Source organism: Pseudomonas botevensis, assembly GCF_019145475.1.
Lineage (GTDB): Bacteria > Pseudomonadota > Gammaproteobacteria > Pseudomonadales > Pseudomonadaceae > Aquipseudomonas > Aquipseudomonas botevensis.
This window is the reverse complement of sequence record NZ_JAHTKI010000007.1, coordinates 114,085-138,623: the sequence shown is the minus strand read 5'-3', so window position 1 is coordinate 138,623 and position 24,539 is coordinate 114,085. Positions and strand designations below refer to the sequence as shown.

The window sequence follows — 24,539 nt, the reverse complement described above, 5'->3', positions numbered from 1 at the left end:
ACGGATACAGGCTCATGAAAATCACGCGGGAGACCGATTTCGCTTATCAGGCCGTGTACCGTTATCTGGATCAGTTGATCAATGAGCCCGGGCATCAGGGCTCGGTTCGCCTGCCGTCACTGCGGCAACTGGCCGAGCGCCTGGGGGTCTCGATCTCCACCATCCAGTATGCCTATTCGTTACTGGAGAAGGAGGGGCGGGTGTATTCGGTCGCCAAGTCTGGCTACTACGCACCGGCCGTGGTCAGTCTCATGGCTCCCGGCAGCGGTAACGACTTGCTCGAAACAATCTACGTCAACGCCCGGCGCCCTGGCATGCGCGTGCTAAGCACCGATGATCCGGCTGCGCTGCAGCCGCTGGACAGTCCGCTGCTGATGCTTGAACGGGAGCTATTGCGCCAGTATCCGCGGCAACCGCAATGGCTCAGCCAGCCTTGTGGCGAGCTGGAATTGCGCACGCTGCTGGCCGCACGCTACACCACATCCCCGGTGCATTGCTGGCATGCAGATGACGTCTACATCGGTGCCGACCTGCGCGGCGTGCTGGAGATCCTGATTGCCGTACTGGGCCTGCGCCATGCCACGGTCGTGATCGAATCGCCCTGTGACTGGGTGATCCTGCGTTTGCTCAAGAGCGCCGAAGTCCGGGTCATCGAATTGCCGCTGGAGGCGGGCGGGGCGCTTGACCCGCAGCGCCTGGAAAACCTGCTGAAGATCGAACCCGTGCGGCTGATCCTGCTGTCGTCGAAGCTGAACATGCCGTGTGGCAGTCTGATTCCGGAGAATAACCGCAGCGTAATCGCTGATTTGCTGACGGGCCATGGCACCTGGGTGCTGGAAAACGACTGCTACAGCGAGCTGGATGATGACGGTGAAGGCCAGCGTCTGCGCGACCTGCTGGACCCCGATCGGCTGCTGGTGTTCTCGACCTTCGAGAAATTCATGGGCGTTGAAGCGGCTTATGGTTTTGTCCTGTCTCGAGCGTGGCGCCGCGAGTTGCAGCGGCATTTTCTGTTGCGCTCGTTTCGTCTGTCGCCGGTTCGCCAGAAAGCCATCGCCCGGTTGTACACCGGCGGGCGGATCGACCAGCACCTGCATATCCTGCGCAGGCTGCTGAAGGAACGCCGAATCCAGTTGATTCAACTGTTGCGCGAGCGCCTGGGGGAGTCGCTGCACATCGTCGAGCCGCAGGGTGGGGCGACTGTCTGGGCGCGTTCATCGCGTCAGGTAGACATGACGATGGTGTTCCAGCGCTTGCTTGCACAGCATGTGATTATTGCGCCGGGCGAGCTGTTTAGCCTGCACGGATTGCACGGGCAGCATCTGCGCCTGAGTCCGATCGGCTACGCGGACGATGAGCTCGCCGGCGTTGTCGGGCTGCTCGGTGACGCCTTGCGACTGGCGCCGGGCGACTGATTGGGAAAAACTGTCAGGGTGCCTCGGATAGATCCCATCGCACTGCGGTCAAACTGCCAGTAAACTGCGCGGTATTTCTCGAACCACTCTGACTCAGAGGTTTTGCATGACACTCAGTCCTTTTGCGGGCAAACCGGCACCGGCAGCACTGTTGGTCGATATCCCGCGACTGGTAACGGCTTATTACACTGGCCAGCCCGATGCTTCGATTTCCACTCAACGCGTAGCGTTCGGCACGTCCGGGCACCGGGGCAGTTCCTTTGACTTGAGTTTCAACGAATGGCACGTCCTGGCCATCAGCCAGGCGATCTGCCTGTATCGTGAAGCCCAGGGCATCACCGGGCCGCTGTTTGTCGGCATCGACACCCACGCACTCTCGACCCCGGCCGGCGCCAGCGCTCTGGAAGTGCTGGCGGCCAACGGCGTGACCGTGATGATCGCCGAGGGTGACGAATACACCCCGACACCTGCCGTGTCCCACGCGATTCTCTGCTACAACCGTGGCCGCACTTCGGGCCTGGCCGATGGCATCGTCATCACGCCTTCGCACAACCCGCCACAAAGCGGCGGCTATAAATACAACCCTACCAACGGTGGCCCGGCCGATACCCACATCACCAAGTGGATCGAAGCCAAGGCCAACGAACTGCTGGCCAACAAACTGGCCGGGGTCAAGCGCATCAGCTACGAGCAGGCGCTGAAAGCCAGCACCACCCATCGCCATGACTATGTGAACATCTACGTCGCCGACCTGATCAATGTCATCGATTTCGATGCCATTCGTGGCGCCAAGCTGCGTCTGGGTGTCGATCCGCTGGGCGGCGCCGGCGTGCGCTACTGGTCGGCGATTGCCGAGCACTACCGTCTCGACCTGGACGTGGTCAATAAAGAAGTCGATTCGACTTTCCGCTTCATGACTGTCGATTGGGATGGCCAGATCCGCATGGACCCGTCCTCCAGCCACGCCATGCAAGGCCTGATCGGTCTCAAGGAACGCTTCGATGTCGCGTTCGCCTGCGATCCGGATCATGACCGCCACGGCATCGTGACGCCGTCCGGTGGTTTGCTGGCACCGAACAACTACCTGGCCGTCGCTATCGACTATCTGTTCCAGAACCGTCCGCAATGGCGCGCCGACGCCGCCGTGGGCAAAACCGTGGTCAGCAGCGGTCTGATCGATCGCGTGGCCAAGCGCCTGGGCCGTCGCCTGTATGAAGTGCCGGTCGGTTTCAAATGGTTTGCCGACGGTCTGTTCGACGGGTCGCTGGGTTTTGGCGGCGAAGAGAGCGCCGGTGCCTCGTTCCTGCGCAAGGACGGCGGCGTCTGGAGCACCGACAAGGACGGCTTGATCCCGGCCTTGCTGGCGGCAGAAATGACAGCTCGCACTGGTCGCGATCCAAGCCAGGCCTACCGCGCGCTGACCGATGAGCTGGGTGAGCCGTTCTCGGTACGTGTGGACGCCAAGGCCAACCCTGAGCAAAAGGCGCTGCTGAGCAAGCTGTCGCCGGAGCAGGTCACGTCGACCGAGTTGGCCGGGGAGAAGATCCAGAGCATCCTCAGCCACGCGCCGGGCAACGACCAGGCCATTGGCGGTTTGAAAGTGATGACCGAAAACGGCTGGTTCGCCGCGCGTCCGTCGGGCACCGAAGACATCTACAAGATTTACGCCGAAAGCTTTATCGGCGACGACCACCTCAAGCAACTGGTGGCCGAAGCGCAGACCCTCGTGGACGGCGCGATTTCCGCGAAGTGATTGTGCAAAAGCAATGAAAAAGGGGCGACCATCACGGTCGCCCCTTTTTTTTGCCTGGGATTTACTGCAATCAGGCCAGATCCACCAACACGATTTCACTGTCTTCCAGCGCAGTGACCGTCAGCACTTGCTCATCGGCCACGGCTACACCGTCTCGAGCGTTTGCCCGCACGCCATTGACTTCAATCACGCCAGTGGCGGGTACGAGGTAAGCGCGGCGCCCGGCATCGAGGCGATATTCGGCGGTTTCCCCAGCCTTGATATTCGCGGCGACCAAACGGGCATCGGCGCGAATGCGCAGGCTCTGGTCATCACCGTCCTTGCCGCTGGCGAGCGTCACGAAGCCTTCGCGCTGGCCTTTGGGGAACGGCTTGGCGCCCCAGGATGGCGGTGCGCCGGTTTCGGTCGGCAGAATCCAGATCTGGAAGATCCGCGTTTCCGTGGACTCGAGGTTGTATTCGCTATGGGCAATCCCGGTGCCGGCGCTCATGACTTGCACATCGCCAGCCTCGGTACGGCCCTTGTTGCCCAGATTGTCCTGGTGGGAGATCGCACCTTCACGAACGTAGGTGATGATTTCCATATCGCGGTGCGGGTGGGTCGGGAAACCGGTGCCGGGGGCAATGATGTCGTCGTTCCACACCCGCAGGTTGCCCCAGTTCATGCGTTGCGGATCGTAGTACTCGGCGAACGAAAAATGGTGATGGGCATCCAGCCAGCCGTGGTGGGCGCCGCCCAGGGAGTTGAAAGGTCTGAGTTCAAGCATGTTCGTCTCCTCAAAAGGTTCGTCATGGGCGGCAGGGCCTGAGCCACGATGCGAGACCGGTGGTGTATGACCGGCATCATCTATCAACCTATGATCGATAAAAAGCGTAAAAACTGCGGCATTCTGATCGAATAGATTGATATTAATGAGGCTCGAAACACTCTCACTCAGCCTTCGATTCATCGCCTAAACCAATGACCTGCAAGCAATTGCTAGAACTCAAAAGCAAATGCAGCCACCATACCCACCCTCAGCCTCACACCGGAGTCCGTCAGCGTGGCGCAGCACACCCCCGATCTTCCTCCCGAACTTCGTCCTCTGAGCGAGATGCCCTGGTTCAAGCGCCTGGCCGCGCGTTTTTTTGGTCACGGTCTGACGCGACTGCGCGCCCAGCATCGGGCGTCCTGGCTGCATGGCCAGGCCGATGGCTTCCGCAGCGGTCACACCGCCGGGGTGGATTACGGCTATAAGGAAGGCAAGCTCGAGGGTCTGGAGGAAGGCCGTCAGGTGCTGTTGATTCGCGACAGTCGCAGCACCGAGCATCGCCCGCCAAGCGTCGACAATCATTTGTTCGACGACTGGCGTCTGCCGCTCAGCGCTGAGCTGAAGAAGCGCATGAAGGCTGATGTCGCCAGTTTGCTGCCGGCTCACGCCCAGCCGAGCGTGGCGCAATGGAAGATGATCTTCAGTGATACCCCGTCTACCTCGGTGATTGCCGGCGCCGGGGCGGGCAAGTCGACCACGCTGGTGCTGCGCATTCTGCTGCTGGTGCATTATCTGGGCTTCGAGCTGGATTCGATGACCGTGGTCACCTTCACCCGCGAATCGCGCAAGGACTTCATCAACAAACTGATCGAGCTGTTCGGGCTGTGGGGCCGGGCGTTGGGGCAGAAGCAGGCGCGGGAGCTGGTGCGGACCTTTCACTCGCGCATTTTGCCGATGGTGCGCAGCCTGCCGGGATTCGAGCGCCTGCAGGCGTTCGAAAACCTTAGCCAGCGACCGCCGGGCGGCGATGAAGATGTCGACAGCAACCCGTTCGATCTGCGTATCAACGATGTCCAGCGCCAGCAGCTCAACGCCTGTTACCACCGGTTGTTCACCGAGGATGAGCGTTTCCGCGAGCTAATCCAGCCGCTGTCCCGACACGCCTTGCAACTGAAGGAGCTGGAGCGCGATCACCCGGACGTGCAGAAACGCATGGCGGTGACCGAACTGGCTGCCAAGCGTGACGAAGAGCTGTGCGATGTGATTGAGGATCTGTGGTTCCGCGCCGGCGCCTGGCCGATCAAGGGCATCGAGCCGAACCGTCAGGTGTTCGAAATCAACGGCTCCCGTTTCCACAGCCACGGCTACATCCCGAGTCTGGATGCCTGGGTTGTGCTGGGTTTCGATCCTCGGGAAAACCCGCAGGTTTGCCGTCCCAACGCCAAGTTGAGCGTGCGCGCGGAATGGGCTGTAAAGCGCACCCTGTTTCAAGCTTTCTGTCGTAAGCCATTGATATGGCTTGATAGTTACGAATCGTTAAAGCGGGTTCTGGCGAGTCTGGCCGGTGATGCCAGCGCCGGCCCGGGCTTCGATTACAAGGTCAAGGGCGAGCTGGCATCAGCGCCATTGCTCGACTGTTTTGTCGCCGCCGCCGGTTTCATCGAAAACCTGGGGCTGGATGTACCGGATGCCGTTGGCCGGATGAGTTTCTCCAGGGACGATCCGGACCGCTTCTTCTTCGAGGCGCTGAGCCTGTTCTGGCGTGCCTTCGAAGATCATTTGCTCGACCAGAAGCCGCCGGTCATGACTTACAACCGCATGTTCGCGCTGTTCAGCGAGCATTCGCCGGAAAACCTCAAGCTGTTGGGCGATGAGCTGCTGAGGCCAATGTCGCACTTGATGATCGACGAGTTTCAGGACGTTTCGCCGCAAATCGTTTCGTGGATACGTGCCAGTCTCGCGGAAATCCGCAGTCGTGGCCCGGCCATGCACGTCGGGCGCGGCGCTCAGCGTTCGTCGCTGCTCTGCGTGGGGGATGACTGGCAGTCGATCTACGGCTGGCGCGGCAGTTCGCCGAGTTACTTCATGGAGTTCAACAAGGAGTTTTCCTCGCCGAGCACCACCCGGGTGATGCTCAGCGACAACTACCGCAGTCACCAGCACATCATCGATGCGGCGGAGCATGTGGTTCGCGCCGCGCCGGCGATTCCCGGCAAGAAGGCCAAAGCCAGCGGCGCGGACCGGCCGTTGCAGCCGGTCAATGTGCTGGAACGCGACGATCAGGCCCTGGCCGAGCGCTTGGCCGAGCACTATCGAAAAGGTGATTCAATCCTCATGCTTTATCGAAAAAGCAGCGATAAATCATTGATAGAGCAGCATATTCAGCACGTAGTTAATGTTGATTCGAGCTTGCCGTACGAGTCCCGACGCCTGAAACAACTGACCTATCACAGCGCCAAGGGCTTGCAGGCCGATGCGGTGTTTTTGCTCGGTGACTGCCAGCATCTGACCAGTTCGCCCTACAAAAATCAGGTTTACCGCATGGCCGGATTGGGCAAGACCGGCGACAGCGAGCCGTACGACAGCGCGCAAAAGGACGAAATCCTGCGCCTGGCGTATGTCGGGATCACCCGTGCGGTCAGCCATTGCTACTGGTATGTCGAGCCGCAGGACGCGCAGGCAGTGAACATGCCGCGTGCCTCCGACCGGGTCGCTAAGGACAAAGCGTTTTTCGTCGATCACCGTCCGCCACAGAAAAGCGCCTGATTCCCGCGCTCACAAAAAAAGCCCGCATAAAGCGGGCTTTTTTGTTTTAAAGCAAAAGCTTAGGCGTAACTTTTAAGAGACTCTGGGGGAATGAAAGCTTCCAGTTCGTCTTCTACGGCTTCGATTATTCGTTCGACATCGGCGGCGTTCATCACCGTCGCGCAGGGAATGCCGGCGATGGCAATCCTGGTTTCACCACTGGCGCGATCGAACAGGCGCGCGATCATGCTGCCGGGTGCGTCCATGGTCGCTTCAAACCCCATGGGATGAAAATGCCAGCGCATCAGCTGGCAGGCATTGGGGAACGTGACTTTGCTTGACCCTTGATTCATGTGTAGCCCGCCTTCTTCATCGAGCGCTTCCTTTTGCTCAGGTAGGTGGGAAGAGCCTTCATTGGCTCAACCGATGACTCCATTAAAAGTAGCATCCGCCTGTGAAAATCCTGTGAGAATTTTCAGTTCATTTAGCGATTGCGCTGATTTTTTTGATGTATGTCACGCTGACGCGACTTTTGGTCAAAGTGCTATCACTGCCTTGGTCATTGCTGGCCGGCCTGAAGTTGGGCAAGCTCGGTTCTTTTTTTCGAGTCCTCTATGCACGCTGATGATGACGGCCCGCAGCAGACCCGCGCCACGGGCGAGACGGTCATGCGCTATCACCTGTGCTGGAAACATCGGGACCTGGATGGCGTGATGGCGCTGTATCACCCGGACATCCAGTACAACGATTTTTTTCAGAACCGGGTGCTTGGACTCGACGAACTGCGTGAGTACGTGCGCGTGAGCATGCCTCGTGAATCGGACGAAGCGCTGGAGCATTGCGACCGCATCCGCATCGATGGCAACACGGCGTTTATTCAATACGAAGTCACGCTGCGAGGTGGCGATGGCCTGGTGTCGTTTCGCTCCAGCGAAGCGATCACGGTCAAGGACGGGCTGATCTGGCGCGTCAACGAATACGCTTCGCTGGTTCGCGGCGAAACGTCCCGCGCCAAGGCGCCGAATCAGCGTCCGGCGGAAAGCCGTCTCGGCCTGTCACCGCGTCAGCTGAGCTTCATGGCGGATGACTTGCAGCAGTATTTCCAGCGCCAGCAACCGTACCTGGACCCCGAGCTTGATCTGCAGCGGGTGGCGAAGGAGTGCGGCTACAGCCGCAATCAGATTTCCTACCTGTTGAACCAGGTGCTGGGGCAGAGCTTCTATCGTTACGTCAATCACGCGCGGTTGCAGCATCTGCTGCGCTCGCTCGATGGCGCTCCGGTGCCGCTGCGCATTGATGAGCTGGCGTTCGCCGCCGGATTCAACTCGTTGTCGGCGTTCTACAGCTGTTTCCGCCAGCACACCGGCCAGTCGCCCAAGGCCTACGCCAAACAAATTTCTTTGCGGGCACGCGCGCAAGACAGTCCCTGAGGTCAGCCACTAGGATCGACGCCATCGAAAGTTTGATTGGCGGAGTCTTGCATGTCGGCGTGGCGCACTATCAGTTTGTGGATGGACCAACTCGACGAGACGCTGACCGCGCGCCCGGCGCTGGAGCAGGACCTGGATGTCGATGTGGCGATCATCGGCGCCGGGTATACCGGTCTGTGGACGGCGTACTACCTGAAGAAACTCGCGCCGGGCCTGGACATCGCCATTATCGAGGCGCAGACCGCCGGTTTCGGCGCATCGGGACGCAACGGCGGCTGGCTGATGGGCAATCTGCTCGGCGAGGATCGCCTGCTCGCTGGGCTGTCGCCGCAACAGCGCCGAGCCTCCTTCGATTTGCTGCACAGCATTCCCGATGAAGTGGAAATCGTCCTCGAACGTGAAGGCATCGACTGCGATTACCGCAAGGGCGGAGCGCTGTACTGCGCCGCGCGTTACCCGGAGCAGGAGACGAGCCTGCGCCGCTACCTCGACGAGCTGCATGCCCAGGGTTTGACCGACGACGATTACCGCTGGCTGAACCCTGAACAATTGGCGCAACAGCTGCGCGTCGCCAAACCGTACGGTGCGATTTATGCGCCGCATGTGGCGACCATTCAGCCGGCGAAACTGGTGCGGGGTCTGGCACGGACTGTTGCGAACATGGGCGTGAAGATTTACGAAAACAGCCCGGTCACCCATTGGCGGGCGGGCAGCCTGCGCACCGACAGGGCCAGTGTGCGCAGTCGCTGGATCGTGCCGGCCATCGAAGGTTATTCGGTGACGCTGCCGCCGCTCGGGCGTTATCAGTTGCCGGTGCAGAGCCTGATTGTCGCCACCGAGCCGTTGTCGTCGGCCACCTGGGACGAGATCGGCCTCAATCGTGGCCAGGCCTTCAGCGAATTCAGTCGGCAGGTCACTTACGGTCAGCGCAGCGCCGACAATCGACTGATCTTCGGCGCTCGGGGCGGTTATCAGTTCGCCGGCAAACTGCGCCAAAACTTCGACCTGACCCGGGATGAGGTGGAATTGCGCCGCTATCTGTTCGGCGAACTGTTCCCCCAGCTTAAAAACGTCCAGATCACCCACGCCTGGGGCGGCAATCTCGGCATGTCCCGGCATTTCAAGCCGCACATGCTTTGCGATCGGGCCAATGGCATCGCGCTGTCCGGCGGCTACGGCGGGGAGGGTGTCGGCGCCAGCAACCTGGGCGGGCGTACCCTGGCCGACCTGATTCTCGAGCGCGACACCGACCTGGTGCGCCAGCCCTGGGTGCTGCCCGACGGCGGTATTCATGCGCTGCGGGCCTGGGAGCCGGAACCGTGCCGCTGGCTCGGCTACAACGCGATCATCAAAAGCTTCGTTCACGAAGACCAGACCCTCGCCAACCCGGCGACCGCGCCATGGCGGCGCAAGCTCGCCAGCAGCGTGGCCGGGTTCATGGAAGGTTTCATGCACTAAACGTCGTTTTTCTCCAAGACAGGTAACGCCATGAGCATCACCCAATTCAAAAACACCGCCAGCCTGCAACTGGACGAATCCAACCCGGTGGCCGTGCCGATCGGCACGCCGGTGGCCATCGCCTCGACCACCAGCGTCGAGCGCGACGATGGCGTCGAAACCGGCGTCTGGGAATGCACCCCCGGTCGCTGGCGCCGACAGATCACTGCCCAGGAGTTCTGCCATTTCATCTCCGGGCGCTGCACCTTCACCCCGGATGGCGGAGGAGAAACCCTGCACATACAAGGTGGCGACGCGCTGATGTTGCCGGCCAACACGCTCGGCGTCTGGGATATCCAGGAAACCGTGCGCAAGAGCTACGTCCTGATTTTCTGATTCTCCGATCCTTTGATTGCCTGCCAGCTTCAACAAAAAAGACAACAGCCCACACAGGAATCGATCCATGATCCGAAAGACCCTCGCTCTGGCGCCCCTGATGTTCGCCGTGTCCCTCGCTCATGCGGCGGATACGGTCAAGGTCTACAACTGGTCCGACTACATCGCCCCGGATACCACGAAAAATTTCGAGAAAGAAACCGGTGTCGGCGTCACCTATGACGTCTATGACAGCAACGAAACCCTCGACGGCAAACTGATGACCGGCAAATCCGGTTATGACGTGGTGTTTCCCTCCAACCATTTCATGGCGCGCCAAATCCAGGGCGGGGCGCTGAAGAAGCTCGACAAGAGCCAGTTGTCCAACTGGAAGAACCTCAACTCGGTACTGCTCAAGGCTTTGCAGACCAATGATCCGGGTAACGAACATGGCTTTCCGTATCTGTGGGGCAGCACCGGCATCGGCTACAACATCGCCAAGGTCAAGGCCGTGCTGGGGGATGATGCACCGGTGGATTCCTGGGACCTGATCTTCAAGCCCCAATACATGGAAAAACTGCAAAAGTGCGGCGTGGCGATTCTCGACAACGGTCCGGAACTGCTCCCGGCGGCGCTCAATTACCTCGGTTTGCCGCACCACAGCAAGAACTCCGAGGACTACAAGAAGGCCGAAGCGTTGCTGATGAAAGTGCGGCCGTATGTCAGCTACTTCCACTCCTCGAAGTACACCAGCGACCTGGCCAACGGCGATATCTGTGTGGCGGTCGGCTTCTCCGGCGACATCCTGCAAGCGGAGAATCGCGCCAAAGAGGCGAAGAACGGCGTCGATATTGGCTACTCGATTCCCAAGGAAGGTGCGGCGATCTGGTTCGACATGGTTGCCATGCCCGCCGACGCCCCGGACGAGAAGGCTGGTTACGCCTTCATGAACTACCTGCTGCGTCCGGACGTGATGGCCGGCATCAGCAACTACGTCCACTACGCCAACGGCAACCAGCAGGCCGACAGCCTGATCGACCCGGCGATCAAGAACGACACCAAGGTTTACCCAAGCCCCGAAATGATGGGCAAGCTGTTCGCACTGGAAGCGATGCCGCTGAACATCGACCGGATTCGCACGCGGGTGTGGAACAAGATTCGTACCGGCAACTGAAAATCCGCCACCCCCCCCCTTTTGTCGGGGCGGGCTTGCCCTTGAAGGCGGTGTGTCAGTCACAACAATGCTGGCTGATACGACCTCTTCGCGAGCAAGCCCGCTCCCACAAAAGCTTTTTCCGGCGTCTGTTAGTTGATTGATATCAATACACTGGCATTTGCACTGATAAAGTGCAGAAACGAGACGCGCATAACAAAAAATAACTTACCGATATTTAATATTTAAATAAGAAATCGTCAGACAATTAGGCAAATGTACCAATAATTAAACATTCTTTCTGCGGCATAAGCATTGTTTACGGGAGTTTCCCCGGAACAGCCCGATTTGAACTCAAAAAAACGCTAGACGCATGATTTCAAATTGTGTCAGTTTTCTTTCGCCTTCATTGGGCGAGTGATAGGACGATCTCGCCAGAGATTGTCGCTATCGGACAAAAACTGTTCCATTGCTAAACAAGGAAGTGTGTTTATGTCGAAAGTAAAAGCTAACGCTATTGATACCGCCGAACAGGCTTTCCAGCTGGGCGCGGCGCCGCAACCTCTGGCAGCCGCCAGCACGGCGTATAACCAGATCAATAGCTTCAGCCATCAATACGATCGTGGCGGCAACCTCACGGTCAATGGCAAACCCTCCTTTTCCGTCGACCAGGCCGCAACCCAGTTGCTGCGCGACGGCGCTGCCTATCAGGACAAGGATGGCAGCGGCAAGATCGAACTCACCTACACGTTCCTGACCTCGGCATCGTCCAGCACGATGAACAAGCACGGGATCAGCGGGTTCAGTCAGTTCAGTACACAACAACAAACCCAGGCCAAGCTCGCCATGCAATCCTGGGCCGATGTGGCCAACGTCACCTTCACCGAGAAAGCCTCGGGCGGTGACGGTCACATGACCTTCGGCAACTACAGTGGCGGCCAGGACGGCGCTGCGGCGTTCGCCTATCTGCCAGGCACCGGTGCCGGTTATGACGGTACTTCGTGGTACTTGATCAACAGCAGCTACACCCCGAACAAGACCCCGGACCTGAACAACTACGGCCGTCAGACTCTGACCCACGAGATCGGTCACACCCTGGGCCTGGCGCATCCGGGCGACTACAACGCCGGCAACGGCAACCCGACCTACAACGACGCCACCTACGGGCAAGACACCCGCGGCTACAGCGTCATGAGTTACTGGAGCGAGAGCAACACCAGCCAGAACTTCAGCAAGGGTGGGGTGGAAGCCTATTCGTCCGGTCCGCTGATGGACGATATCGCGGCGATCCAGAAGCTCTACGGCGCCAACATGACCACCCGTACCGGTGACACCACCTACGGCTTCAACTCCAACGCCGGTCGCGATTTCCTCAGCGCCTCGTCGTCGGCCGACAAGCTGGTGTTCTCGGTCTGGGACGCGGGCGGCAAGGACACCTTCGACTTCTCGGGTTTTACCCAGAACCAGAAGATCAACCTCAATGAAGCCTCGTTCTCCGATGTTGGCGGCCTGGTGGGCAACGTGTCCATCGCCAAGGGCGTCACCATCGAGAACGCCATCGGCGGTTCGGGCAACGACCTGCTGATCGGCAACAGCGTGGCCAACGAGCTCAAGGGTGGTGCCGGCAACGACATCATTTACGGGGCCGGTGGCGCCGACAAGCTGTGGGGCGGCGCAGGTTCGGACACCTTCGTGTTCGCGGCCAGCTCCGACTCCAAGCCGGGTGCGATCGATCAGATCCTCGATTTTGTCAGCGGCCTGGACAAAATCGACCTGACCGGTATCACCAAAGGCGCCGGCCTGCACTTCGTCAGCGCCTTCACCGGCGCGGCGGGCGACGCAGTCCTGACCTCGTCGGGCGGCAACAGTCTGCTGTCGGTGGACTTCTCCGGGCATGGCGTGGCTGATTTCCAGGTCAGCACCGTAGGCCAGGCAGCGCTCAGCGACATCGTGGCGTGATGTGAAACGGGAAAGCGGCGCTCGATGCGCCGCTTTCTTCACTTGCATCGCCTTGATTCGTCAGCAAGGCTACGCTTCGGAGCGAAATTTCCCATGATCGAAAAGGCTTTTACCCGCATGGCCGCGACCTTTCTGCTGCCGATGCTGATGATTTCCGGAGAAACAACCATGGCAAGCAGCCTCAGGCTCGAAGATCCCTCGGCATTCGCCGGCCACTGGCACGCGACCTTGACCGCGCCCACTGACGCCGCTGATGCCCAGGCACTGCAAGACAAGCCCTCGAACACCTGTCAGATCGACCTTGAACCCGACCAGACCCTGGGCAAGGGTGCCGATTGCCTGGGAGCCTGGCTGGAGCAGACGCCGATCGGCTGGTTTCCCGACCCTGACGGCCTGTCGATCACCGGCAAGGAAGGCTCAAGAATCCAGTTCTTCAGCCGACAACGTGATGGGCTTTATCTGAGCACTTTGAAGTCGGGCCTGGTGATTACGCTGAAACGCGCCGCGCAACAGCCATGAACATCGGTAATGACTGCAAGTTGAATATAAGGTGCCACGTTGCAGTTATAAGCAGTGCATCAATAACGCGAATGCTCTTTGGAAGAGAAAAGTTGTTATTGAAGTGTAAGCGGAAAACTTGCAAGACATATTCCGGCAACTGCACGGATCAATAATTGAAGCGTCTCGCCAAAGAATGGCGGGGAATATCATTTCAGGAATAATCAATGAAGATGGCGAAGGCCCCAGCCACCGCTCCCTTATTCAAGGCATTGGGTGACTATAAGAGCATTCTGATCAGCGTCGGATGCTTTACTGCACTGATTAACGTGCTGATGCTGGTGCCCTCCATATATATGCTTCAGGTCTACGACCGGGTGCTGTCTTCACAGAACGAAACGACCCTGGCGATGCTGTCGCTGATGGTCGTCGGCTTCTTCGCCTTCATCGGCCTGCTGGAAGTGGTGCGCAGTTTTATCGTGATCCGTATCGGTAGCCAGCTGGAGCGTCGTTTCAACCTGCGGGTCTATCAGGCGGCGTTCGAGCGCAACCTGTTCAAGGGCGAAGGCAACGCCGGGCAATCCCTGGGCGATCTGACCCACATCCGCCAATTCGTCACCGGGCCTGCGCTGTTCGCGTTTTTCGATGCGCCGTGGTTCCCGATCTATCTGTTTGTGATTTACCTGTTCAACGTCTGGCTCGGCGTACTCGCCACCGCCGGCGCGGTGCTGCTGATCGCCCTGGCGATCCTCAACGAATACATGACCAAAAAACCGCTGGGCGAGGCCGCTGGCTTCTCGCAGAAGTCCAGCCAGTTGGCCACCAGCCACCTGCACAACGCCGAAACCATTCAAGCCATGGGCATGCTCGGTTCGCTGCGCAAGCGTTGGTTCAACGTGCATTCGCGCTTCCTCGGCCTGCAAAACCAGGCCAGCGATACCGGTGCGGTGATCAGTTCGCTGAGCAAGACCCTGCGCCTGTGCCTGCAATCGCTGGTGCTGGGCCTCGGTGCCTTGCTGGTGATTAAGGGCGACATGACTGCCGGGATGATGATTGCCGGTTCGATCCTGATGGGCCGCGTGCTGAGCCCGATCGACCAGTTGATCGCAGTGTGGAAGCAGTGGAGCGGGGCGAAGCTCGCCTACCGCCGTCTCGACGCGCTGCTCCAGGCGTTTCCGCCAAGCGACGAGGCCATGGCTCTGCCGGCGCCGAAAGGCCAGATCGGTTTTGAACAGGTCAGCGCCGGCCCGCCCGGTCAGCACGCGGCGACGCTGCACATGGTCAATTTCAATCTGGCGGCCGGTGAAGTGCTCGGCGTGCTGGGCGCCTCGGGCTCCGGCAAGTCGACTCTGGCGCGGGTGCTGGTCGGCGTCTGGCCGACCCTGGCGGGCACCGTGCGTCTGGACGGCGCCGATATCCATCGCTGGAATCGCGATCAGCTCGGTCCATACATTGGCTATCTGCCCCAGGACATCGAGCTGTTCAGCGGCAGCATCGCCGAGAACATCGCGCGTTTCAGCGAAGCCGATCCGCAGAAAGTCGTGGCCGCCGCGCAACAGGCCGGCGTTCACGAAATGATCCTGCGCATGCCCAAAGGCTATGACACCCAATTGGGCGAGGACGGCAGCGGCCTGTCCGGCGGACAGAAACAGCGGGTGGCCCTGGCGCGTGCGCTGTACGGCAACCCGAGCCTGGTGGTGCTGGATGAACCGAACTCCAACCTCGACACCGTCGGCGAAGCTGCGTTGTCCAGCGCGATTGTCCAGCTCAAGGCCCAGGGCACTACGGTGGTGCTGGTGACTCACCGTTCTTCGGTGCTGGCCCAGGCCGACAAACTGTTGGTGCTCAACGATGGCCGTCTGCAAGCCTTCGGCCCAAGCCAGGACGTGCTCAAGGCACTGTCCGGCCACCAGGAACAACAACGTGAAAAACCTGCGCAGGCACCGGGCGGGCTCAGCATGAGCCGGCAGTACCAGCCCACGACAAGGAATTCGGGTGTATGAGCAGCGCAAGCATGAACACGGAAAACGAAGCGACCATGGAACACGCCTACATCACCGAGCGCCCGGAACGCGACGCGAAGTTTTTCGCCCGCATGGGCTGGATTCTGGCGCTGGTCGGCGCCGGCAGTTTCTTCACCTGGGCGGCACTGGCGCCGCTGGATCAAGGGATTCCGGTGCAGGGCACGGTGGTGGTGTCCGGCAAGCGTAAAGCCGTGCAGTCGATGAGCAGCGGCGTGGTCAGCCGGATTCTGGTGCGCGAAGGCGAGATCGTGAAGCAGGGGCAACCGCTGTTCCGCCTCGATCAGACCCAGGTCGCGGCCGACGTGCAATCGCTGCAGGCCCAGTACCGCATGGCCTGGGCCAGTCTGGCGCGCTGGCAGGCCGAGCGGGACAACCTCAAGCAGGTGACATTCCCGGCCGAGCTGAGCAGCGACCCGGACCCACGTCTGGCGCTGGTGCTCGAAGGCCAGCGGCAACTGTTCAGCAGCCGCCGCGAAGCCTATTCCCGCGAGCAGGCCGGGTTGCGCGCCAGCATTGAAGGCGCCACTTCGCAACTGGCCGGCATGCGCCGCGCCCGCACCGACCTCAACGCTCAGGCCGACTCGCTGCAACAGCAGCTGAAAAACCTGCAACCACTGGCAGACAACGGCTACATCCCGCGCAACCGCTTGATGGAGTACCAGCGTCAGCTCTCGCAAGTGCAGCAGCAACTGGCGGAAAACACCGGTGAAAGCGGTCGGGTGGAGCAGGGCATCCTCGAGTCGCGGCTGAAGCTGCAACAGCATGGCGAGGAATATCAGAAAGAAGTGCGCAGCCAACTGGCCGACGCGCAACTGAAAAGCGTCACGCTGTCGGAGCAACTGACGTCCGCCGGTTTCGACCTGCAGCACAGCGAAATCCTCGCCACCTCCGACGGTGTCGCGGTCAACCTCGGTGTGCATACCGAAGGCGCCGTGGTGCGTCAGGGCGAAACCCTGCTGGAGATCGTTCCGCAAGGCACGCAACTGGAAGTGGAAGGGCACCTGCCGATCAACCTGATCGACAAGGTCGGCACGCACTTGCCGGTGGACATCCTGTTCACCGCGTTCAGCCAGAGCAGGACCCCGCGAGTGGCCGGTGAAGTCAGCCTGATTTCCGCCGACCAGATGATCGACGAGAAAACCGGCGCGCCGTATTACGTGTTGCGCACCAGCGTCAGCGATCAGGCCATGGAGAAACTCAACGGTCTGGTGATCAAGCCCGGCATGCCTGCGGAAATGTTCGTGCGCACCGGCGAACGTTCACTCCTCAACTATCTGTTCAAACCGCTGCTCGACCGGGCCGGCTCCGCGTTGACCGAGGAATAAGGATGTTCGGCTGTATGAATAAGTTTTCGATGCTGGCGGCAGCGTTCGCGCTGCTGGCGGGCAACAGTGCGGTGGCGGCCATGGGGCCGTTCGAGATCTACGAACAGGCGTTGCGCAATGACCCGGTGTTCCTCGGTGCGATCAAGGAGCGTGACGCCGGCCTGGAAAACCGCGCCATTGGCCGCGCCGGGCTGTTGCCGAAACTGGGTTACAACTACAACAAGGGCCACAACACGTCGAAGGCCACGTCCCTCGACGAGCGGGCTCGCAATCGTACCGAAGACCGCAACTACAACAGTTATGGCTCGACCCTGACCCTGCAACAGCCGCTGCTCGACTACGAAGCCTACGCGGCGTATCGCAAAGGCGTGGCGCAATCGCTGTTTGCCGACGAAAACTTCCGGGGCAAGAGTCAGGAACTGTTGGTGCGGGTGCTCGATAACTACACCAAGGCCTTGTTTGCTCAGGATCAGATCGACATCGCCCAGGCGAAGAAGAAGGCCTACGAACAGCAGTTCCAACAGAACGAACACATGTTCCGCCAGGGCGAGGGCACGCGCACCGACATCCTCGAAGCCGAGTCGCGCTATGAGCTGGCGACCGCCGAGGAGATCGAGGCGCGCAACGAGCAGGACGCGGCATTGCGTGAGCTGGGCGCTCTGATCGGCACGCCGGCGGTGGACATCAGCGACCTTGCGCCACTGGACCAGAACTTCCAGACATTCACCCTGCAACCGGCCAACTACGACACCTGGCACGAGCTGGCGATCAGCAACAACCCGAACCTGGCGTCGCAACGTCAGGCGGTGGAAGTCGCGCGTTACGAAGTGGAGCGCAATCGCGCCGGGCATCTGCCGAAAGTCAACGCCTATGCGGCGATGCGCCAGAACGAATCGGAAAGCGGCAACACCTACAACCAGCGTTACGAGACCAACACCATTGGTTTCGAGGTCAGCGTGCCGTTGTATGCCGGTGGCGGGGTGTCGGCATCGACCCGCCAGGCCAGCCGCACCATGGAGCAGGCCGAGTACGAACTCGACGGCAAGACCCGCGAAACCCTTATCGAACTGCGCCGCCAGTTCAGCGCCTGCCTGTCCGGCGTCAGCAAACTGCGCGCTTATCAGAAGGCGCTGACCTCGGCCGAGGCGCTGGTGGTCTCGACCAAACAAAGCATTCTCGGCGGCGAGCGAACCAATCTGGATGCCCTGAACGCCGAACAACAACTGTTCACCACCCGCCGCGATCTGGCGCAGGCGCGGTACGACTACCTGATGGCGTGGACCAAACTGCATTACTACGCGGGCACCTTGAGCGAGCAGGATCTGGCGCGGGTGGACGAAGCGTTCGGGGTCGGACGGCCCTGACGTGCCCGGCTTGAGGGCCAGCCCTCACCCTAACCCTCCCGGAGGGAGAGGGGACTGACCGCCTACCGGCTCCCTCTCCTCCGGGAGAGGGCTGGGGTGAGGGGGCAGATACCGCAGGAATAACTGAAACCCGCAAAACCAAACAATAAAAAATGAGTGGTGAACATGGACGTACACATCAAGCCGATTTCGGTCGGCGCCCTGCTGCTTGTGATTTCTGCGACGCAGGCCCAGGCGCAATACCTTGAGTCAGGCAAACCCGGCGATCCCGGCAGTTGGCGCTCGGCCGAATTCCTCCGCGACTGGGGCCTGGGCCGCATACAGGCCGATCAAGCCTACGCGGCCGGCATCACCGGTAAAGGCGTAAAAATCGGTGCCCTCGACTCCGGCTTCGATGCCGCCCACCCCGAATTCGCCACCGACCGCTATCACCCGGTGTTGGCCTCCGGCAGTTACGTTGACGGTTCGCCGTTCAACGTCAACGGCACGCTCAACCCCAACAACGACTCCCACGGCACCCACGTCGTCGGCACCATGGGCGCGTCCCGCGATGGCAGCGGCATGCATGGCGTGGCGTACAACGCGCAGATTTTCGTCGGCAACACCAACAAAAACGACAGTTTCCTGTTCGGTCCCAAACCCGATCCGCGCTATTTCAAAGCGGTCTACGACGCCCTGGCCGACGCCGGTGTGCGGGCGATCAATAACAGCTGGGGCAGCCAGCCGCCGGATGTCAGCTACCGGACCCTTGCCGACCTGCACGCGGCCTACGCCCAGCACTGGAACCAGGGCACCTGGCTCGATGCGGCGGCGGACGTTTCACGTCGCGGTGTGATCCAGGTGTTCAGCGCCGGCAACAGCGGCTACCCGAATGCCAGTGTGCGTTCGGCGCTGCCGTACTTTCAGCCGGATCTCGAGGGTCACTGGCTGGCAGTGTCAGGGCTGGATCAGAGCAATCAGCAGAAGTACAACCAGTGCGGCATCGCCAAATACTGGTGCATCACCACGCCGGGGGCGAAGATCGACAGCACCATTCCCGATGGCGGCTACGCGATCAAGTCCGGCACCTCAATGGCTGCACCCCACGCCACCGGCGCGTTGGCGCTGGTGATGGAACGCTACCCCTACATGAACAATCAGCAGGCGCTCGAAGTGCTGCTGACCACCGCCACGCAGCTCGACGGCTCAGTGACCGATGCGCCGACCGAGCGGGTCGGCTGGGGCGTGGCCAACCTGAACCGGGCGATGCGCGGGCCGGGGCAGTTGCTCGGGGCGTTCGATGCCAATCTGGCGACGGGGCAAAGTGACGTCTGGAGCAACGACATCTCCGACAAGGCGTTGCTCCAGCGTCAGAGCGAAGACCTCGCCGAACACACGGCCTGGCAACAGACCCTGCAAAACAAAGGCTGGCAGAACGGCGTTCCGGCAGGCGCCAGTCAACAGGATCAGACCGATTACGCCGTGGGCATGGCCCGCGATGCCGCAGCGGCCAACCGCGTTTACCAGGGCAGCCTGATCAAGTCCGGCGCCGGGCGCCTGGTGCTGACCGGCGACAACACCTTTCGCGGCCCGACCACCGTCAATGGCGGTCTGCTGACGGTCAACGGCTCATTGGCGTCGGCAGTCACCGTCAATGCCAACGGCACCCTTGGCGGCTCCGGCCGAATCGCCGGGCTGATGGTCAACAGCGGCGCTCGCGTGGCGCCGGGCAACTCCATCGGCACTTTGAACGTGGCCGGTGACGTGACCTTCGCGCCCGGTTCGACCTACGCCGTGGAGCTGTCGCCGACCAGCAGCGATCGTATTGTCGCTGGAGGAACCGCCACCGTCAGCGGCGCCACCGTCAGCCTGGCGCTGGAAAACAGCCCGACCTTGCTCAGCACCACCGAAGCGAAAAGCCTGCTCGGCCGCCAGTACAACATCCTGCAAGCGGCCGGTGGCATTCAGGGGCAGTTTGGAGCGGTGCTGCCGGACTATCTGTTCATCGGCGGCAACCTGAGCTACACGGCCAATGGCATCGGACTGGCGGTCGAGCGCAACGCAACGTCCTTCGCCAGTGTTGGCCAGACCCCGAATCAACGCGCCGTGGCCGCCGCTGTCGAAGGCCTGGGCGCCGGTAGTTCGGTGTACGAAAGCCTGCTGCTGTCCCCCGACGCGAGTTCGGCGCAACAGGCCTTCCAGCAGTTGAGCGGAGAGATCTACCCGGCCCTGGGTTCGGTGTTGATCAATGACAGTCGGCAACTGCGCAATGCCATCGGCGAACGCCTGCACGACGCGCCAACCGCGCACAGCAACGGCTGGATCAAGGCCCTCGGCGCCTGGGGCACCACGGATTCGCGCCACGACACCGCCGGCTACAACACCTCGATCGGCGGTTTGCTGGCCGGTGTCGACGGTGCGCTGGACGAACAGACCCGCATCGGTCTGGTCACCGGCTACAGCGACAGCTCGCTGAGCCAGGGCTCGGGCACGCATTCCTCGGCCAAGGTCGACAGCTATCACCTCGGCGCTTACGTCGGCCACGATATCGGCGCCTGGCGCCTGAGCAGCGGTGCGGCCTACAGCTGGCATCGCGCCGATGTGAAACGCGATCTGCAATACGGCGACGTCAGCGCCCGGCAGAAAGCCAAGGTCGATGCCGCCACCACTCAGGTGTTCGGTGAGGCGGCTTACCGGCTGCCTGTGCAAACCATGGCGCTGGAGCCGTTCGCCAACCTGGCCTACGTGCATCTGGACACCGATGGCTTTACCGAGAAGGGCGATGCGGCCGCGTTGAAAAGCGGCGACGACCAGCGTGACGCGGTGCTGAGCACCCTCGGGATACGGGCGATCAAGAGGTTTGACCTGACTTCCGCGCACACGCTCGATCTGAGTGGGCACGTCGGCTGGCAGCACAGCCTTACCGACATCGAATCCGAACAGCATCTGCGCTTCGCCAGCGGCAGTGCGCCGTACACCGTCGAGAGTTCGCCACAGGTGCGCGATGCCGCGCTGGTGGGCGTGCAGGCCAGCCTGGCGCTGAGCCGCGATGTGCGGGTGAATGTCGATTACAGCGGCCAGTTGGCCAGCCGCGAGAAGCATCACGGGGTCGGCTTGAGTCTGAACTGGCAGTTCTGAGGCTGCGCTCCTGCAAACCGCTGCGTGGCGCACGAAACGGATTTTTAGCAACATCACTAAGGAAGGTCGCTGGATGAAAAACAACAACACCCCCGCGCAATCGGGTGGCCGCTTTCGCCTGAAAACTTTGCATTGCGCCGTTCTGTGCGCACTCACCGGCTGGGGCAGCGCACAAGCGGCGCCCTATGTCGAGAACGGTCGGCTGGGCGATCCCGCCAGTTGGCGCAGCACCGAGTTCCAGGCCGATTGGGGCCTGGGCGCCATCGGTGCGGATCATGCGTATGCCGCCGGGTATTCCGGCAAGGGCGTGAAGCTGGGGATCTTCGACCAGCCGGTGTATGCCGCGCACCCGGAGTTCTCCGGCACCAACAAAGTCGTCACGCTGGTCACCAGCGGCATTCGCGAATACACCGACCCGTACATCCCGGTGAAGGCCGGCGATGCGTTCCGCTATGACGGTTCGCCCTCGGTCGGCTCCGACGGCAAGCTCGGCGCCCACGGCACCCACGTCGGCGGGATCGCCGCCGGCAGCCGCGATGGCGGGGTGATGCACGGCGTGGCGTTCGGCGCGCAGATCATCAGCGCCGACAACGGCGACCCCGGCCCGGAAGACGGCATCGTCCGGGGGAACGACGGCGCGGTGTACAAGGCCGGCTGGGATGCGCTGATCGCCAGTGGCGCGCGGATCATCAACAACAGTTGGGGCATCGGCATCACCGACCGGTTCGACCTCGGTGGCCGCGACCCGGCGTATCCGCACTTCACCGTCAACGACGCGCAAGTGCAGTTCAACGAGATCCGCACGCTGCTCGGGACCAAACCCGGTGGCGCCTATGACGGTGCAATCGCGGCCGCGCGCAGCGGCATCGTGACGATCTTCGCTGCGGGTAACGACTACAACCTGAATAACCCGGATGCCATCGCCGGCCTCGGTTACTTCGTCCCAGAGATCGCGCCGAACTGGATGACCGTCGCCGCGTTGCAAAGGAACCCGGACCAGGCCAGCGCCAATCCGTACATCATGAGTACGTTTTCCTCGCGCTGCGGCTACACCGCGAGTTTCTGCGTGGCGGCGCCCGGTACGCGGATCTACAGCTCGATCATCAGCGGCACCAACGCCGATAACCTGACCACCGGTTACGCCAACTACAACGGCACCTCGATGGCCGCACCACACGTGGCCGGCTCCATGGCCGTGCTGATGGAGCGCTTCCCTTACATGACCGGCGCGCAGGTCGCCAGCGTATTGCGCACCACCGCCACCGACCTCGGCGCACCGGGTGTCGACGCATTGTATGGCTGGGGCATGATCAACCTGCGCAAGGGCATCGACGGCCCGGCGATGTTCGTCACCGAGCAGGACATTCCCGAGGAGTTCCGCATCGAGGGGGCTTACGGCTCCAGCCAGTTCGTCGCGGATCTGCCGGGCATCGGCGCGATTCTCGATGCGGGCAAACCGACCCAGCGGGTGTGCAACGACATCACCTGCGGCCTCGATACCTGGCGCAACGACATTTCCGGCCACGGTGGCCTGACCAAGCAGGGCATCGGCACTCTGGTGCTGACCGGCGCCAACACCTACAGCGGCCCGACCCTGGTCAATCAGGGCCGCTTGGCGATCAATGGTTCCCTGGCCTCAGCGGTCACGGTCAACGACAGCGGCATCCTCGGCGGTAACGGCCGGATCGGCGCGCTGACCGCGAAAAGCGGCGGCACCGTCGCCCCGGGCAACTCCATCGGCACCTTGAATGTCGCCGGTGACGTGACCTTCGAGCCGGGGTCGACCTACGCCGTCGAAGTCTCGCCAACCAGCAGCGACCGCATTGTCGCTGGCGGCATCGCGACCATCGAGGGTGCGACCGTCGCGCTGTCCCTGGAGAACAGCCCGACGCTGTTGACCACCGGCGAGGTCAAGTCCTTGCTTGGCAGCCAGTTCAACATCCTGCAAGCGGCCGGCGGCATTCAAGGACGTTTTGGCCAGGTTCTGCCGAGCTATGCGTTCCTCGGCGGCACCCTGGATTACTCGGCGGGTGGTGTGCAACTGGCGGTCGGCCGCAACGGCGCCTCGTTCGCCAGCGTCGGCCTGACCCCGAACCAGCGTGCCGTCGGTGCCGCGGCCGAGCGTCTGGGCGCAGGCAACGCGTTGTTCGAAACGCTGTTGCTGTCGCCCACTGCTGCCGTTGCCCAGGACGCGTTCCAGCAATTGTCCGGCGAGATCCATCCGGCGATTGGCACGCTGCTGGTCAACGACAGCCGCTACCTGCGCGATGCCGTGGGTGAGCGCCTGCGCGAGCGCGACCTGTTCGACGCTGGTGCGCCGACCGATGACCGCAGCAACGTCTGGATGAAAGTCCTCGGCGCCTGGGGCAAAAGCGATGGCGGCCATAAAAACGCCGACACCAACAGCTCCATCGGTGGCTTGCTGCTGGGCGTCGACGGCTTGATTGCTGAAGATACCCGTCTGGGTTTCGTCACCGGTTATAGCGACAGCTCGCTGAGCATGGGCTCGGGCACGCATTCGTCGGCGTCGATCGACAGTTATCACCTGGGCGCCTACCTGGGGCATGAAATCGATGCCCTGCGCCTGACCGCCGGTGCGGCCTATAGCTGGCATCGCATCGACGTCAAACGTGATCTGCAATTCGCCGGTGTCAGTGGCAAGCAGAAAACCAAGCGCGATGCGACCACCGCGCAACTGTTCACCGAAGCGGCCTATGACCTGGGCCTGCAACCGATGAACCTGGAGCCATTCGCCAACCTGGCTTACGTTCACCTGAACAGCGACAGTTTCACCGAGAAGGGTGACGCCGCCGCGCTGAAAGGTGGCGAGGACAATCGCGATGTGGTGTTGTCCACTCTGGGTGTGCGGGCCAAGCGCACGTTTGCCCTGTCGGACAAGCATCAGCTGGAGCTGGGCGCGAGCCTCGGCTGGCAGCACAACCTGAGCAGCGTCGATGCGCAAAATCACCTGGCCTTCGCCAATGGTGACAGCGCGTTCAAGGTGCAAAGCGTGTCGATGGACCGTGATGCGGCGGCAGTCGGCGTGCGTGCCGGTCTGGCGCTCAATCGCGATGTACGGGTGAATCTGGATTACAACGGGCTGATCGGTTCGAACGAGAAGGATCACGGAGTGGGCCTGACCCTCGACTGGCAGTTCTGACGGACACCGGCAGTTCCACCTGGAACTGCCGGT

16 protein-coding genes are annotated in these 24,539 nt (G+C 61.5%); 14 read left to right on the top strand and 2 right to left on the bottom strand.

All coding sequences use genetic code 11. The annotated features are described in order from the left end of the window. Positions 1–14: 14 nt before the first annotated feature. A complete protein-coding gene (locus KVQ74_RS11650; protein WP_217831220.1) occupies positions 15–1,415 on the top strand; it encodes an aminotransferase-like domain-containing protein in 1,401 nt (466 codons plus the stop codon). Positions 1,416–1,521: 106 nt separating this feature from the next. Beyond that, entirely contained in the window at positions 1,522–3,168 is a 1,647-nt protein-coding gene (gene pgm, locus KVQ74_RS11645; RefSeq protein WP_217831219.1) for a phosphoglucomutase (alpha-D-glucose-1,6-bisphosphate-dependent), read from the top strand. Between the two features lie 70 nt (positions 3,169–3,238). Here pgm and KVQ74_RS11640 read toward each other — a convergent pair whose 3' ends face one another. Beyond that, positions 3,239–3,934 (bottom strand): pirin family protein, encoded by a 696-nt coding sequence (locus KVQ74_RS11640; RefSeq protein ID WP_217831218.1) that lies wholly within the window; start codon positions 3,932–3,934, stop codon positions 3,239–3,241. A 276-nt stretch (positions 3,935–4,210) separates the two neighbouring features. Between KVQ74_RS11640 and KVQ74_RS11635 the strand changes: the two genes are divergently transcribed. Then, on the top strand, positions 4,211–6,685 hold the full coding sequence (locus tag KVQ74_RS11635) for a UvrD-helicase domain-containing protein (RefSeq protein WP_217831217.1): 2,475 nt from the start codon (positions 4,211–4,213) through the stop codon (positions 6,683–6,685). A 59-nt stretch (positions 6,686–6,744) separates the two neighbouring features. Here the strand turns inward: KVQ74_RS11635 and KVQ74_RS11630 are convergent, their stop codons facing one another. Next, positions 6,745–7,017, bottom strand: coding sequence for a DUF1652 domain-containing protein (locus KVQ74_RS11630; protein WP_217831216.1), 273 nt, complete (start codon positions 7,015–7,017; stop codon positions 6,745–6,747). Positions 7,018–7,278: 261 nt separating this feature from the next. Between KVQ74_RS11630 and KVQ74_RS11625 the strand changes: the two genes are divergently transcribed. From KVQ74_RS11625 to KVQ74_RS11575, 11 genes are all read left to right on the top strand, one after another. Next, positions 7,279–8,094: an AraC family transcriptional regulator gene (locus KVQ74_RS11625; RefSeq protein ID WP_217831215.1), complete on the top strand. Its 816-nt coding sequence runs from the start codon at positions 7,279–7,281 to the stop codon at positions 8,092–8,094. Between the two features lie 51 nt (positions 8,095–8,145). Continuing rightward, complete coding sequence (locus KVQ74_RS11620; RefSeq protein WP_217831214.1) at positions 8,146–9,552, top strand: NAD(P)/FAD-dependent oxidoreductase; 1,407 nt, start codon at positions 8,146–8,148, stop codon at positions 9,550–9,552. Positions 9,553–9,582: 30 nt separating this feature from the next. Further along, the gene (locus tag KVQ74_RS11615; protein WP_217831213.1) at positions 9,583–9,927 is read left to right on the top strand and encodes a cupin domain-containing protein; all 345 of its coding nucleotides are present in this window, start codon (positions 9,583–9,585) and stop codon (positions 9,925–9,927) included. A 67-nt stretch (positions 9,928–9,994) separates the two neighbouring features. Then, the gene (locus KVQ74_RS11610; RefSeq protein WP_217831212.1) at positions 9,995–11,080 is read left to right on the top strand and encodes a polyamine ABC transporter substrate-binding protein; all 1,086 of its coding nucleotides are present in this window, start codon (positions 9,995–9,997) and stop codon (positions 11,078–11,080) included. 471 nt (positions 11,081–11,551) lie between these two features. Further along, the gene (locus KVQ74_RS11605) at positions 11,552–13,018 is read left to right on the top strand and encodes a serralysin family metalloprotease (protein WP_217831211.1); all 1,467 of its coding nucleotides are present in this window, start codon (positions 11,552–11,554) and stop codon (positions 13,016–13,018) included. Between the two features lie 93 nt (positions 13,019–13,111). Beyond that, positions 13,112–13,537 (top strand): AprI/Inh family metalloprotease inhibitor, encoded by a 426-nt coding sequence (locus tag KVQ74_RS11600; RefSeq protein ID WP_217831210.1) that lies wholly within the window; start codon positions 13,112–13,114, stop codon positions 13,535–13,537. A gap of 206 nt (positions 13,538–13,743) precedes the next feature. Continuing rightward, positions 13,744–15,519 carry a type I secretion system permease/ATPase gene (locus KVQ74_RS11595; RefSeq protein ID WP_217831209.1) on the top strand — a complete coding sequence of 592 codons (1,776 nt, stop codon included), beginning with the start codon at positions 13,744–13,746 and terminating at the stop codon, positions 15,517–15,519. Further along, positions 15,516–16,865 carry an HlyD family type I secretion periplasmic adaptor subunit gene (locus KVQ74_RS11590; RefSeq protein ID WP_217831208.1) on the top strand — a complete coding sequence of 450 codons (1,350 nt, stop codon included), beginning with the start codon at positions 15,516–15,518 and terminating at the stop codon, positions 16,863–16,865. Before KVQ74_RS11595 ends, KVQ74_RS11590 begins: the two co-directional genes overlap by 4 nt. A 2-nt stretch (positions 16,866–16,867) precedes the next feature. Then, the gene (locus KVQ74_RS11585) at positions 16,868–18,229 is read left to right on the top strand and encodes a TolC family outer membrane protein (protein WP_217831207.1); all 1,362 of its coding nucleotides are present in this window, start codon (positions 16,868–16,870) and stop codon (positions 18,227–18,229) included. Positions 18,230–18,394: 165 nt separating this feature from the next. Next, complete coding sequence (gene eprS / locus KVQ74_RS11580) at positions 18,395–21,346, top strand: autotransporter serine peptidase EprS (protein ID WP_217831206.1); 2,952 nt, start codon at positions 18,395–18,397, stop codon at positions 21,344–21,346. A 73-nt stretch (positions 21,347–21,419) separates the two neighbouring features. Continuing rightward, complete coding sequence (locus tag KVQ74_RS11575; protein WP_217831205.1) at positions 21,420–24,506, top strand: autotransporter serine protease; 3,087 nt, start codon at positions 21,420–21,422, stop codon at positions 24,504–24,506. The last annotated feature ends 33 nt before the right edge of the window (positions 24,507–24,539 follow it).

What these genes read in the sequence shown, in the direction of transcription:
- KVQ74_RS11620 (WP_217831214.1), top strand. Translation starts at nt 8,146, where the DNA reads ATGTCGGCGTGGCGCACTATCAGTTTGTGGATGGACCAACTCGACGAG.
- KVQ74_RS11615 (WP_217831213.1), top strand. Translation starts at nt 9,583, where the DNA reads ATGAGCATCACCCAATTCAAAAACACCGCCAGCCTGCAACTGGACGAA.
- KVQ74_RS11575 (WP_217831205.1), top strand. Translation starts at nt 21,420, where the DNA reads ATGAAAAACAACAACACCCCCGCGCAATCGGGTGGCCGCTTTCGCCTG.
- KVQ74_RS11590 (WP_217831208.1), top strand. Translation starts at nt 15,516, where the DNA reads ATGAGCAGCGCAAGCATGAACACGGAAAACGAAGCGACCATGGAACAC.
- KVQ74_RS11595 (WP_217831209.1), top strand. Translation starts at nt 13,744, where the DNA reads ATGAAGATGGCGAAGGCCCCAGCCACCGCTCCCTTATTCAAGGCATTG.
- KVQ74_RS11630 (WP_217831216.1), bottom strand. Translation starts at nt 7,017, where the DNA reads ATGAATCAAGGGTCAAGCAAAGTCACGTTCCCCAATGCCTGCCAGCTG.
- KVQ74_RS11605 (WP_217831211.1), top strand. Translation starts at nt 11,552, where the DNA reads ATGTCGAAAGTAAAAGCTAACGCTATTGATACCGCCGAACAGGCTTTC.
- pgm (WP_217831219.1), top strand. Translation starts at nt 1,522, where the DNA reads ATGACACTCAGTCCTTTTGCGGGCAAACCGGCACCGGCAGCACTGTTG.
- KVQ74_RS11585 (WP_217831207.1), top strand. Translation starts at nt 16,868, where the DNA reads ATGTTCGGCTGTATGAATAAGTTTTCGATGCTGGCGGCAGCGTTCGCG.
- KVQ74_RS11650 (WP_217831220.1), top strand. Translation starts at nt 15, where the DNA reads ATGAAAATCACGCGGGAGACCGATTTCGCTTATCAGGCCGTGTACCGT.
- eprS (WP_217831206.1), top strand. Translation starts at nt 18,395, where the DNA reads ATGGACGTACACATCAAGCCGATTTCGGTCGGCGCCCTGCTGCTTGTG.
- KVQ74_RS11600 (WP_217831210.1), top strand. Translation starts at nt 13,112, where the DNA reads ATGATCGAAAAGGCTTTTACCCGCATGGCCGCGACCTTTCTGCTGCCG.
- KVQ74_RS11625 (WP_217831215.1), top strand. Translation starts at nt 7,279, where the DNA reads ATGCACGCTGATGATGACGGCCCGCAGCAGACCCGCGCCACGGGCGAG.
- KVQ74_RS11640 (WP_217831218.1), bottom strand. Translation starts at nt 3,934, where the DNA reads ATGCTTGAACTCAGACCTTTCAACTCCCTGGGCGGCGCCCACCACGGC.
- KVQ74_RS11610 (WP_217831212.1), top strand. Translation starts at nt 9,995, where the DNA reads ATGATCCGAAAGACCCTCGCTCTGGCGCCCCTGATGTTCGCCGTGTCC.